The organism is Sporolactobacillus laevolacticus DSM 442, assembly GCF_000497245.1.
Taxonomy (GTDB): domain Bacteria; phylum Bacillota; class Bacilli; order Bacillales; family Sporolactobacillaceae; genus Sporolactobacillus; species Sporolactobacillus laevolacticus.
The window spans coordinates 138,975-151,903 of record NZ_AWTC01000016.1; the positions used below are offsets into that span (position 1 = coordinate 138,975).

General features: G+C 37.1%; 9 protein-coding genes. 3 read left to right on the top strand and 6 right to left on the bottom strand.

What is annotated here, in order from left to right:
• Nucleotides 1–57: 57 nt before the first annotated feature.
• Entirely contained in the window at nt 58–999 is a 942-nt protein-coding gene (locus P343_RS33300) for a helix-turn-helix transcriptional regulator (protein WP_023511241.1), read from the top strand.
• A 161-nt stretch (nt 1,000–1,160) separates the two neighbouring features.
• Here the strand turns inward: P343_RS33300 and P343_RS33305 are convergent, their stop codons facing one another.
• The 3 genes from P343_RS33305 to P343_RS33315 form a co-directional block, all read right to left on the bottom strand.
• Nucleotides 1,161–2,099 (bottom strand): aldo/keto reductase, encoded by a 939-nt coding sequence (locus tag P343_RS33305; RefSeq protein ID WP_023511242.1) that lies wholly within the window; start codon nt 2,097–2,099, stop codon nt 1,161–1,163.
• Nucleotides 2,100–2,367: 268 nt separating this feature from the next.
• Complete coding sequence (locus P343_RS33310; RefSeq protein ID WP_023511243.1) at nt 2,368–2,829, bottom strand: hypothetical protein; 462 nt, start codon at nt 2,827–2,829, stop codon at nt 2,368–2,370.
• 359 nt (nt 2,830–3,188) lie between these two features.
• Nucleotides 3,189–3,530, bottom strand: a complete 342-nt coding sequence (locus tag P343_RS33315; protein ID WP_023511244.1) for a YciI family protein — start codon at nt 3,528–3,530, stop codon at nt 3,189–3,191.
• Between the two features lie 604 nt (nt 3,531–4,134).
• On the opposite strand from P343_RS33315, the gene P343_RS33320 reads away from it, so the two are divergent.
• Nucleotides 4,135–4,920, top strand: coding sequence for a TdeIII family type II restriction endonuclease (locus tag P343_RS33320; RefSeq protein WP_023511245.1), 786 nt, complete (start codon nt 4,135–4,137; stop codon nt 4,918–4,920).
• A 116-nt stretch (nt 4,921–5,036) separates the two neighbouring features.
• The gene (gene dcm, locus P343_RS33325; RefSeq protein ID WP_023511246.1) at nt 5,037–6,437 is read left to right on the top strand and encodes a DNA cytosine methyltransferase; all 1,401 of its coding nucleotides are present in this window, start codon (nt 5,037–5,039) and stop codon (nt 6,435–6,437) included.
• Between the two features lie 316 nt (nt 6,438–6,753).
• On the opposite strand, the gene P343_RS33330 is transcribed toward dcm, so the two are convergent.
• The 3 genes from P343_RS33330 to guaA form a co-directional block, all read right to left on the bottom strand.
• Nucleotides 6,754–8,805 (bottom strand): UvrD-helicase domain-containing protein, encoded by a 2,052-nt coding sequence (locus P343_RS33330; protein WP_023511247.1) that lies wholly within the window; start codon nt 8,803–8,805, stop codon nt 6,754–6,756.
• Between the two features lie 5 nt (nt 8,806–8,810).
• Nucleotides 8,811–10,820 (bottom strand): ATP-dependent nuclease, encoded by a 2,010-nt coding sequence (locus tag P343_RS33335; RefSeq protein WP_023511248.1) that lies wholly within the window; start codon nt 10,818–10,820, stop codon nt 8,811–8,813.
• Between the two features lie 491 nt (nt 10,821–11,311).
• Nucleotides 11,312–12,853 (bottom strand): glutamine-hydrolyzing GMP synthase, encoded by a 1,542-nt coding sequence (guaA, locus tag P343_RS33340; protein WP_023511249.1) that lies wholly within the window; start codon nt 12,851–12,853, stop codon nt 11,312–11,314.
• Nucleotides 12,854–12,929: the final 76 nt, after the last annotated feature.

Sequence of the window (12,929 nt, forward strand, 5' to 3'; positions counted from 1 at the left end):
AGTGTAAAACTTAATCATGTCAAAAAACGATACCATTTAAAAGGAAATTCAAAAGAAATGAAAAGAACTGAACGTTTAAATACAATGATGCGTTATATGAATAACCGCCAATTCTTTACCATCAGCGAATTGATGCGTGAGTTCTCCATTTCGCGCTCAACAGCGATTCGTGATGTGCACGATATTGAAGCATTAGGGATGCCACTCGTGGCTGAAGTTGGCCGTGATGGTGGCTATTCAATCATGACAAACCAATTATTGCCGGCTGTGCAATTTACCAACAATGAGCTCAAAGCGTTGTTTATCGCTTTTTTAGGAACAGCTAATCAACAATTACCCTATTTACAAAATCGTAAATCATTAAGTGAAAAACTATTGGCCATTGCCTCAACCGGTCAACAAGACGAATTAGTGGAGTTAAAACGCTTGCTACACTTTGAGAACACCAATCCCAACAATCCTGACTTGTTGGAACTAAACGATTTCGCCACACCAATGCTTAATACACTCCTTGAACTCGCATTAAAGAGTCGCTATCTTATCTTTGATTATCAAAAGAGCATGCGGCGTGTGTACCTATTAAATTTTTTCAGACACAATGCAAATTGGTACGCAGCAACTTTTGATTTTTTGCATAAAGAGCAACGAACATTTCGAGTTGACCACATTGAAGCTGTGCATATAGATCATCAGGCACCGATGCCACAACAACAACTCACTGCGCAACTAAAAGCTAGCCATCCTGAACCTAATTTAATGATCAACTTAGGTGCAAAAGCAATTAATAAGTTCAAACAAATGCACCTGCAAGCACTTAGTTTGCACTATTTAGATGCTTTTCAACAAACAGCAAGATTTTCAGATTTTATTGATGTACACGATACGGAAAAATTAACATCGTATGCTGAGTGGTTATTGTTTCTAGGAGACGAGCTAGAGGTTGTGAAAATGCCGGATGAACTGCGGCATGTGATTCGCAAAAAAATAGCTAAGTGGTAAGCTCAATACCAAACGCGAGGTGTTCTGTTCATGATGTTCTTCTGACCATTTACCGAATTAAAAATGAAAAGATCCTTCCGTTCTTACCCTCTTGGAGGATAAAAAAAAGCGCCGCTCAGGCGCTTTTTGGGATTTCCGATGTCGTTTCGAGATACTCACAATCACACCGACAAAAAGTTTCGGTTGATGAGATCGTATTCGTCTTTTGAAAGTTTGACTTCAGCAGATTGCACAATTCCCGGAATCTGACCGGCATTCCGTGCCCCGGGAATCACTGCAGTCAAATCAGGATTAGCCAAATACCACGCCAGTACAATCTGAAGCACATCAACATTATGCTGACGTGCAATCGGGCGGAGTGTGTCAACCGCCGCCATCGTGTTTTGGAACGATTTGCCCGTGAATTTCTCACTTTTGCTGCGGCGATCATTTTCAGCAAACGTTGAATCTTTCGTGTACTTGCCGGTAAGAAGACCGGATTCAAGCGGGAAGTACGGGACAAAAGAAATGTGCGCGTCTTTCAAATACGGAATCAACTTTTCTTCTTCATCACGATGAATCAGGCTGTAGTAATTCTCGACAACATCAACAAAGCCATTCTGATTCGCTTCCTTAACCTGCTCAAGCGTGAAATTAGAAATACCGATCGCCCGTATTTTCCCTGCCTCTCGCAGTTCTTGAAGAGCACCGACCGCCTCACTTTTTGGCGTCTTTTCATCAGGAAAATGAATATAAAAAATATCGATATAATCTGTCTTCAATCGCTTTAGTGCATCATCCACCGACTTTTTTAGAAATTGCGGTTCATTATTCAATACCATTTCGCCGCTAGAGAAATCATGCGCCGCTTTGTCAGCAATAATCACTTGATCCCTTGGAAAATCGGCAATGACTTCGCCGATTAATTCCTCAGAGCGTCCTTTTCCATACATGAACGCCGTATCAAGCAGCTGAATTCCCGATTCAAGAGCAGCGCGAACTGTCTCCAGACCATCTGACTCCGATAAATTGGGAAACAAATTGTGTCCGCCGACTTTGTTTGTACCTAGTCCAAGTGGTGCTGTCTCGACTTGACTTTTACCGACTTTACTCCTAACCATTCATATGCCTCCTCGATTACATTTCCTCCCTATGAATATAGCACAGCAGCTGCCAAAAATACGTTTTCATGCTTAGCATAAGTGACATGCATTGAGGAGGAGGCATGCAATGGATTCATGCAAAAATGAATATCCTTGATTTCTCGCAGGCAGCGCTAGCGTTAACACGGTTGCAAAGTTAACAAAAAAGCCATGCAGCGGCGCTGAGCATTAAAAAAATGATCTAGTGCGAAAAATGGCTGAATCCCTCACTTATGCTTTGCTTATTTTAATATTCTCCTTTAATTACAAAATATGAACCCCGAATTGTTCCAGCTAGTTTAGACTTCTGCCGAGCAAACTTAAACTTCCCTTCTAACTCCTTGGGTACCTCCATCCCTTCAGAAAGCTTAAAACCAACAGCCCGCTTCTTAGGGTTATCAACCGTATACATAACGTTGACCTCAAGTCCATCCTCAAAAAAGACGTAGGCAAATTTGATATTTTCCACTTGAAAACGCGATGTTTCGAGAGGCTTGGCCGCAAATTCAAGATCACGTTCTTTCAAAATTCGGTTCACATAATCAAGAGTCTCCTGGCTTTCGTTGGCTGGTACAACCGTAAATTCATGCTTGTATTTGTTCATAAAGTAACGAGCCTCATTTGCACGTAAACCAGCAAGCGCTTCTGCTACGGGTGAAGATTCTAATCCAATCTTAGACACATTTTTATAATCAACGATATAGGACATTTCCATTTCTCCTTTTATCACTCTATTATCCAACAACAGGAATCTACATTTCGCGCGCCGTTTCGGCAGTCAAACCTCAACATTGAATTGGCTTTATCTTCTTCAATTTATGGATATATAATACCCCTAAATCATGTCAAAAAGCGATACTGTTTATGTGCCCGATAAAAAAGTTAAACGGACGAATGCAATTGTGTGGTTTATCAACAACTGCGCCCGCAACCACTTAGCAGTACCTGAAATCTTGAGAAAATTTAAAACCGACAGTGATTAGCGGTAAAAAAAGAACCGGCCGCTGCGGTCGATTCTATTCTTCCAAATGCTTCGTCAATCAAAACTCGGTCATCTCCATGCCTCCGTCAGTGAAACGGGCGCACCTCGACCGGCACCCGACAGGCGACGGCGGCTTTGCGCCCCCACGTCAACGCCTCGTCCAGGTCAGCGCATTCCAGCACCCATAAACCACCAACGTGCTCCTTGGTCTTCAGGTACGGCCCGTCGGTGATAAGCACCTCACCATCGGACTGTGCCCGCAGCGACTTCGCACTGCTTACCGGGTGCAGGCCGCCCACAAAAACCCTGACACCAGCGGCCTTCATCTCGTCGTTGAGCGCATCGATTTCTCGGTGCATTGCTTCATCCTCTGCGATGGAAGGATCGTAGTCGTCGGGGTGGTGAATAGCAACCAAATACTGCGTCATGACTTCTCCTCCTCGTGCTTTACTTATAGGACAATTACCCCTATTACAGTTATACCCTACTTACTATAAATTACCGGACTCCTTTTTATAAACAATCAACAATCGAGAAGAGGAAAATATAATTTGTTATCAGTGTCAAAATACAGCTTCATGATAATAAAAACACCCCTGCCAGATCATCAATTCTGGCAGGGGTGTTGGCAGGGAACTATTTAATTTTAAGCAGTTTTACCGTTTGTTAGGCACAATAAACACTATCAAATAGGCTTGCTCAATTCGATTTGTGTTAGCCTTTTACCACTCTTTTGTATTCAACGGATTCAGAACATTGATTTAGCGGTATTTTGAATGAGTTAAAGACACTTAAACAGGTTTAAATAAGGTTTAGTTGATGACATGATAAAATAAAATAACAAGACACACTTTTGAATAGATTTGAGATTATTTTTTACGGCGCGCTGCTATCTAACTATTCTTCCTGCGACGTTCGAGAAAGAAGCATAATCAAAAAATGATTAAATATAACTCTTCTAACGGATAAAGATATTTTAAACTCTTTAACTCTGCTAAGATTAGCATATAAAAAAGAAAGTGAGGTTATAGCATGAACGAAGATACAAAAGAGCGGATTCGACATCGTATCCGTGTGAAAATGGATGGCATAATAGAACGAAAAATTGCCGCATTACCAGAACACATGGAAAAGTTACGTGAGACTAATCCGTTTGGATCCCGATTAGTTCCTGATGAAATATGGAAATCTAGTACATTTGAGCGTTCATTTGTAACATCATTTGGCCAAGGTGTGTATGAACAAGTAGCATATGAAATTGCAATCGGCAGTGGCGCAGAAGCACAAAATCAACACCAAGAAACCGTAACAATCAATCAATTTCAAAATACTCGTATTGATGAATTGATTGAAGATCAACGTAGAAACCGTACTAAAGGTTCTCCTGTTTGGAAAGATGAAGTTATTGAAATTAAATCATTACGCACGCGTCAAAGAATTGAAATACCAACTCTTTTTGACTTGTACATAAAACGTCTGGATGGTTCAGAAGAATATTATTCATTGAAAACAGTTAAACCAAATTTAGATCAAACTCAAATTGCAAAGCGAGACATGCTCTGCATTGAAGCAGCAAAAGAAAACGGCCATGCCTTTTTTGCGTTGCCTTTTAATCCTGATGGAGAAGGAAATCCTTATTCATGGAGTGTCCCTTCTAAGTTATTCGATATGCAGAAAGCCAGTAGCGTGCTAATTGGAGCAGCATTTTGGAATATGGTGGGTCAAAATGAAAACACGTATAATGAGTTGCTAGAAGTCTTTGAGACACTGGGATCAGAGTACGTAAACAAGATCCGGAGTGACTATTTAGGACTTTAATTTGAAAAGTATCAGCGCCAAAAAAAGAACAAACGTTCCCTTCGGATCTTGATAAGTGAGTATTTTTTGTTATAATAGGACTACAGATTGTTTCGCAAAAGAAAGGAGACGTGTCCATGGACGGGATTCTGTTATCTGCCACAAAAGTTGCATATAAGCTAAAAGTATCAGAACAATATGCACGTAAACTCATGCGTGATGGCAAAATCAAATCTGAGCAAGTAGGGAAATCATGGGTGACTAAAGAAGACAACTATAAGGACTACATTAACTCTGGGGAATTTTTGGTGAATCCTGATGATAAAATTCGTCCTTCACATGAAATTCCTGAAATAGTGGCACTAAGCTTTTTTTCAGGAGCTCAAGGACTTGATTATGGTTTTTCAAAAACATGCGTTAAACCTATTTTGGCATGCGAAATAAACAAAGACGCACGATCAAGCATTTTGGCAAATGATTCTGATATTGGTTTAATTGGTGACATTTGGGACGCAACACCCGAGCGTATCTATGAGTATGCCAATCTACCTATGGGATATCCAGTTGATATTATCATAGGTGGTCCTAATTGTCAGCCCATGTCTACTGCTGGCAAGCGAAAAGGTTTTGCTGATATCCGTGGTGAAGCGTTTATACGATATATTGACGTGATTGAGGAAATACGCCCGAAATATTTTATTCTAGAAAATGTCCGTGGATTACTTTCTGTTGAAGCTATTTTCGATGATACTAACGATAAACCCGTTAAAGGTGGCGTGCTTCATTACACATTAAATCGCTTTGAAAAAATGGGCTATGCAGTCTCATTCCAATTATATAACGCAGCTAACTTTGGTGCCCCACAAGGTCGTGAAAGAATTATTTTGCTCGGAAAATTAGGCACAGAAAAATTACCTTATCTGACACCTACACACAGTGAAAATGGAGAGTACGGACTTCCAAAATGGAGAACCTTGCGTGATGCGATCGGCGATATCCAAAAAGGTATACACCACTACGTTGATATTCCAAAAGGTCGTAAAGATTGGTATACAAAAATACCAGAGGGCGGAAATTGGCGCTCCTTATCGCTTGAAGACCAAAAAAAAGCAATGGGAAACGCTTACAATAGTAGCGGTGGAAAAAGCGGGTTCTTTAGACGGTTGGATTTTAATAAAGTATCGCCAACTTTATTAACCAATCCGCTAATGAAGGCCACGGATCTAGTTCATCCGACCGAGCTGCGCCCACTTTCAATAGAAGAGTATTCACGCATTCAAGGTTTTCCTGATGATTGGCATTTTTGTGGGAAAATTGTTGAACAATATCGTCAAATTGGAAATGCTGTTCCAACACAACTAGGAGAAGCAATTGGACGTACAATTATGGCTGATATTCGTGGAAAAAGGCTTCCGCAATATGAAGGCTTTAAATTCTCACGTTACAAAAATACTGATGAAATTAGCTTTAAGTCTGATTATCAAAAGTGGACTAAAGATGCAATGAGCAAGAACCTTCAAATGAGTTTAACAATTTAATATAACAAGCTAAACTTTCAATTATGAAGATATAGTTAACAAAAAGTCAGAACATAAAATCCCACTAGTTTTAGGACAGAAAAGAATCCCAAAAACATGGCAGAATTGGGCTTTTCTATTAGCAATATACATAAATACACATTACCTATTGCATAAAGTCCTCTGAAAAACTTGAGGTATTTTATAATAACAGAATCGCGTTGATAAAAATGACGACTCAAATTCTTTTTTGATTGAGTTGTTTTTTTGTTAATTTATGTACTGCTTCTATATGTCATCTCAGTTTCACAGGTAATATCTTGTCGTTTTATTGTCACTAATTATCTCTACTGTACACTTGAATTTCACCAAAAATACTCTCAACCACATCTGAAAATCCTGATACATCATCAATATACAATATTTTCAAGTTCTTAACAGCACGTGTAACAGAAACATATAACAAGTTTCTAGCCTGTTCATACTTTTTCAAATCTTCGTCGATTAAATGTCCGCTATCCTTATAGTTTTTGAAGAAAAGATTAAAATAATTTCTTTCTTTGCCAAACGAATTTCCTAACACAATTATCACATTATCAAATTCTAGTCCCTTTGTTCTATGATACGTATGATATACGACATTCCCGAGATGATTCCCCGTCAAATAATCATACCATCTTGTATATTCATTCATTTCTAAATTCAAAATATTTTCAACATTTTTCCTTGCATCATCTTCTATCTCCTCAGTCATATTCGGATATAATTTTTGAATCATGTATCTCTTTATATCAACTATTGAAGACTCATCAATGTCAAACAGAGAATCAATGACTTTTTTATAACTTAAATTATCCTCACTTTGATAAAAACCACATATAGACTGAATATTATTTAACAATGTTGTTCCTTCAATTCTTTTTAACAAGTCTACCAATACTTTTACCTGCGACAAATTATTATTTGCATATATTGAATACGTTAATACATCTGTAATAGAAGTTTCCTCATTGCGGACTTTATTTATAAATTTTACTATTCTAAAAATCAGAAGTGGTATTTCTCCCAACTTAGATGGATCATCACTCAACAATTCCGTATTTAATTGCTGATAATAAGTCTTATAGTATTGTGTGCTTGAAAATAGCAAATACAAATTTTCAAACCCACTAAATTGAGCAACTGATTTATTGGTTAACATAAAGCAATGTACTGGATTTTCTTTTGTTGCATTTAAAGTATTTTTTTCAATAAAATCCGTTGCATCTCTTTCATCTCCCACATAAAATTCCACGCTCCCCCCTTGACAATCCTCAAATATTGAACTTTGTACAATTTCATCATTTCTAATTTTATTGGCCACGTAAACAATTTCTTGCGCCGATCTTCTATTAAATTCCTTGTTCACCACTTCTAGGCCAGAATGAAAATTTCCTATATTTGTTCCGACACCATCTTCATAAATATTCTGGACAGAATCACCAAAATATCCAACAAAAATTGGATGTTTAATATCCACTGAAAACTGTTGTAACATATCCATAACGCTAATAACTATTTCCTTTGTATCCTGATACTCATCAATAAACATGAATGGATATTTATCTACAAGAAATCTTTTCAAAAGATCATACTTTTTAATCATCTGATACCCATATTCTAATAATGTATCATGACTAATTTTCATTCGATGCAGTTGATCTCTATTAGACAGAACATTGTATAAAACTTCGTTGTAACCAGGTTTACTCTCATGAATATTTTGAATACACTTTTTATAATTTCCAATTCTAAATAACGTGTTAACTATTTTCTTAAAATGAGCAACATTTTTTAATAATGAAGCATAAACTCCAAGTATACTTGATAATGCTTGCTTAAAATCCTTGGCGCCCAAATTATAACTTTTATAATATGTGTCTTTATTTTCAAACATAATATTAAAAAAATTTGATTTATCATCATTTGATAATTGTCTATACAATTCAAATTCTTTTTGGTTTGTAGTCTGTTCCACTAATTCGTCTACTTGTTTAATTAGGTTTTCAAGATGCAATTCCACGAGTTCTTTTTGATATCCATGAATAAAATTCCATATTCTTTCATGTATCGTGGATATTCGTACAATGCTAGTATTTCCTAACCGTTTCTTGATTTCTTCTGTAGCGACATTTGTATATGTAATACAAATAATCTGTCGATTGTGTTCTTTTAACATTTTTCCATATGTATTAACGGCATACTTTAAACTTAGTATTAATGCATATGTCTTTCCTGCTCCTGCACCAGCATTAAAAATGGTACACTTTTTATCATCTATATTCCTAAATATTTTATCTATTGTAGCTTTTTCTATTTGCTGATTTTCCCTAGAAATCTGACTAAGCATTACTATCACCGGCTTCCCAATTCTAAACTTAAAAATTTTAATCCCTTTTCGATATAATTAGGTAAAGTAGGAATATTATCTTCTTGTGTCATCATCTCGTACAATATTTCATTTGAGAATCTACTTTTATCATTAGATAACTTAGACTGCCATTTATATGAATATTTTTTATTGTATTGATAGTTTACCGAATTACCCAAAATTTCATTATAAATTCCAGGTTTTATTCTTTTTAACACCTCGTTTAAAATAGCATTATCAAAATTCTTTGCTATAAATGCTTCTTCAAAACTTGTAGGAAAATAGTATCCTGTCTTTCTTTGAAAAAGCACATAAATATTTTCATCCTGCAAATAATTTGCTAAGTCTTCAATATTATCCATACCACTATTAAATGCTTTTATTGTTTGATTGGTGGTTGTCCTTCCCTTCAAACTACTTATTTGCTTGAAATTTTCTTTTTCGGCGTCATCACGTTTAATATCCAAATCTGTAATAATAAGAGTTGGAATTTTAAGAGCTTTTATTAAATTAGTGTATACTAACCCATGAGCTCCGTTTATATTCAAAATTGTTATATATTTATGCTTCAAATTTCTGTCCTGATTAAGATAAAAAGGTAACAAATTATACTCACTTATACCTTCAACTAATATTGCAGCATCCGCAAAAAATAAGTCAGAGAAATTGAACTTAATATGTTTTTTTATAAATTTAAAATCTTTATCATTCGTCGTCCCACTTGGTGAAATTAAAATATCATTTAATGGGATCACTTTGGTGAAATTATCTTTAGCTGTAACGTAGTTGATATTATTGAAGCTTTCTCCTATATGTACTTTACTATTCAGAATATGCGAAGAATGTGTGGTAATAATTAATTGGCTATTAATATTCTTATTCCGAAAAGACAGTAATGTTGCTATAGCATCATTGATATACTTAATAAATAATTCTTGCATTTGTGGATGCATATAAGTTTCCGGTTCTTCAATACATATTAGGTTTATTCGGCTGTTAAAAGCACTATCTGGATATTTTTCCATATAATCTATTAAATCTGCAATTATCATCATCAAATTAGTATAGCCAAGACCAAACTGATTTTCCGGGATATGGTTACCTTTTTCAATATACTCATATTTAACCATGTTTCTTATTAATTTTTGAAACGTCAAATCTGCACTTAATAAAACATGCAATATATCTCCTGAAACGACTCTTTTTAAAGAAGAATTTATTGGCTTTGTATGTTTTCTCTCAATATCTTTGGTTAGGCTATTATTAATTTTGGCCAATTTATCCTCCAATGCCTCTTTTTCATCTTTAAATAATTCTTCATACCGATACTGTATAATTTTATTAAAAGCATCTGAAAGACATTTATCTCCCGTCACATTATTAGCTTTGACCATCGCCAGATCTATTAAATCTTTAAGATGGAACTTTTCAACTTTTTTCATATTTTTATCATAATAATTGACTGTGTAGTGGGAATCATCAATTACATCTAAAATTCTAGAAAATTTCACGGATTCATTGTATTTTTTAGTAATGATCTTTTTCACTGCACTGATAAACAGCTCTGTATCAGTTAACTCATATCTCACAATTATATTCATTTCTGTAGCATCTATATCTTTTAACAACATAAATGGAATAATGTTTGTTACATAGTCATCTCTCCCCTTATCAAGCCCTATAGTTACAATAAACTCTATAATTGGTATATTTTTGTAATTGTCAATCTTATATTCGGAAAATAATTTTTTCAAATAGAAGAAATTAAAATCATTTGAATTAATATTTTCCCCATGAATTAATTTATTCATAGCTTGAATAATAGTTGTCTTTCCTACATTATTCTTTCCTACAATCAATGTAGTAGTTGAAGCTATATTCACATCTTTAGCTTCTTTCCTTTTTAAATAACTTTGTGCGTCAACAAGTTCTACTTCGTTATTTCCAAGCCCAAACTTTCTGAAATTGTTTATTTTAATGCGTTTTAAGTACACGTTTTCCTCCCCCTAGTTAATACTGTATCTACTCTTTGTATTCAATGATGCTGGAAAACAAAAATTTAATTTATTGAACCGCCGAATAAACTAAATGCATTTATAGCAGTAGCATCAGCACTTTTCTCAATAAATTTGCCTTTGCTATTCATTTTTTCTTGTTCTATGTAAATAAGTAAATAATAACCAAGCATAAATTACTATTATTATAGTTGAAACAATTAATCATGACTATAGCACTAAGGCGAAAATCGATAGAAAATTTAAAAATTTTTACTTGGACGACAAAAACACTTTATGCTATAGAAGCCATAAAACGCAAATAGACATTTATCCTCTTGTTGTTTCATCACGGCTTATTGAATTAAAAGGATCCATCTTAATTCATTTTATTTAAAATTAGATAGTCGTAATTTAAATTAAATCAATAAATAGAAAAGCCCTTAGAAATCCTACAACAAGGAATTCTAAGAGCTAAATACTTTATTTGATTATTCCCACTCAATCGTTGCCGGTGGCTTGGAGGTGACGTCGTACACGATGCGGTTGACGTGTTCGACCTCGTTTACGATTCGGGTTGAGATCTTCTCGAGCACATCCCATGGGATGCGTGCCCAGTCGGAGGTCATACCGTCGATCGACGTGACGGCGCGGATGGCGATACAGTGATCATAGGTACGTCCGTCGCCCATGACGCCAACGCTTTGAATGTTCGGCAGCACGGTAAAGTATTGCCAGATGTCGCGGTCAAGGCCGGCCTTTTTAACTTCTTCACGCAGGATCGCGTCGGATTCACGGACGATTTCCAGCTTGTCTTCGCTGATCGCGCCGAGGACGCGGATACCAAGTCCTGGGCCTGGGAACGGCTGGCGCCAAACCACCTCGTCGGAAAGGCCGAGCTCTGTGCCAAGCTGACGCACTTCATCTTTAAACAATGTATTCAATGGTTCAATTAATTTAAATGTCATATCTTCCGGCAGACCGCCGACGTTGTGGTGCGACTTAATGTTCTGAGATGAACCGCCGGCGCCGCTTTCGACAACGTCCGTGTAAAGCGTGCCCTGTACGAGATAAGAAATATCCTCGAGCTTATTTGCTTCATCCTGGAACAGATAAATAAATTCGTTGCCGATAATTTTACGTTTGCGTTCCGGATCACTGACACCTTCCAACTTGTCCAGAAAACGTTTCTTCGCATCGACATGGATAAAATTCATGTGAAAATGGTTCTTGAATGTATCGACAACGCCTTCCGCTTCACCCTTGCGAAGCAGGCCATGATCAACAAAGATACAGGTGAGCTGATCACCGATCGCTTTGTGAACGAGCACAGCCGCAACCGAGGAATCTACCCCGCCGCTCAGCGCGCACAATACTTTTTGATCACCAACGGTTGCGCGAATCTTTTCAACCTGCTCTTCGATAAAGTGTTCCATCGACCAGCTCTTTTCTGCACCGCAGATGCCGAACACAAAGTTACTGAGCAGTTCATTGCCATGAACAGAATGACGAACTTCCGGGTGGAACTGTACCGCATATACATTTTTCACGGTATTCGCCATTGCTGCAACCGGACAAGATTCACTGCTTGCCTCAATAACAAATCCTTCAGGCAGGGTTTTGACGCGGTCGCCATGGCTCATCCAAACCGTTTGCTGTTCCGGAAGCCCTTTGAAAAGCGGGTTTTCCGTATTGGCGGTAATCTCCGCTTTACCATATTCCCGGTGTGTCGCGCGCTCAACCGTGGAGCCATAGTGCTTGCTGATCAGCTGTAGACCGTAACAGATACCAAGAATCGGAATGTCCAAGTCGAAAATGGCTGGATCGCACAATGGTGCGCCCTCATCATAGACGCTGTTCGGTCCGCCTGAGAAGATAATCCCTTTAGGATTTTTTTCTTTAATTTGTTCTGCAGTCAGCGTGTTCGGAAACAATTCACTGTATACGCCTAAGTCACGGATACGCCTTGCGATCAATTGATTGTACTGACCTCCGAAGTCCATAACGATAATCAAGTTATTCGGTTGTGCCATCCTTCTGTTCCACCCCATCCATTTTATTTAGTCACAGACGTTTTCGTCTGGTCTTTTCGTGTCCGCAATATATGAT

What these genes read in the sequence shown, in the direction of transcription:
- P343_RS33300 (WP_023511241.1), top strand. Translation starts at nt 58, where the DNA reads ATGAAAAGAACTGAACGTTTAAATACAATGATGCGTTATATGAATAAC.
- P343_RS33305 (WP_023511242.1), bottom strand. Translation starts at nt 2,099, where the DNA reads ATGGTTAGGAGTAAAGTCGGTAAAAGTCAAGTCGAGACAGCACCACTT.
- P343_RS33310 (WP_023511243.1), bottom strand. Translation starts at nt 2,829, where the DNA reads ATGTCCTATATCGTTGATTATAAAAATGTGTCTAAGATTGGATTAGAA.
- P343_RS33315 (WP_023511244.1), bottom strand. Translation starts at nt 3,530, where the DNA reads ATGACGCAGTATTTGGTTGCTATTCACCACCCCGACGACTACGATCCT.
- P343_RS33320 (WP_023511245.1), top strand. Translation starts at nt 4,135, where the DNA reads ATGAACGAAGATACAAAAGAGCGGATTCGACATCGTATCCGTGTGAAA.
- dcm (WP_023511246.1), top strand. Translation starts at nt 5,037, where the DNA reads ATGGACGGGATTCTGTTATCTGCCACAAAAGTTGCATATAAGCTAAAA.
- P343_RS33330 (WP_023511247.1), bottom strand. Translation starts at nt 8,805, where the DNA reads ATGCTTAGTCAGATTTCTAGGGAAAATCAGCAAATAGAAAAAGCTACA.
- guaA (WP_023511249.1), bottom strand. Translation starts at nt 12,853, where the DNA reads ATGGCACAACCGAATAACTTGATTATCGTTATGGACTTCGGAGGTCAG.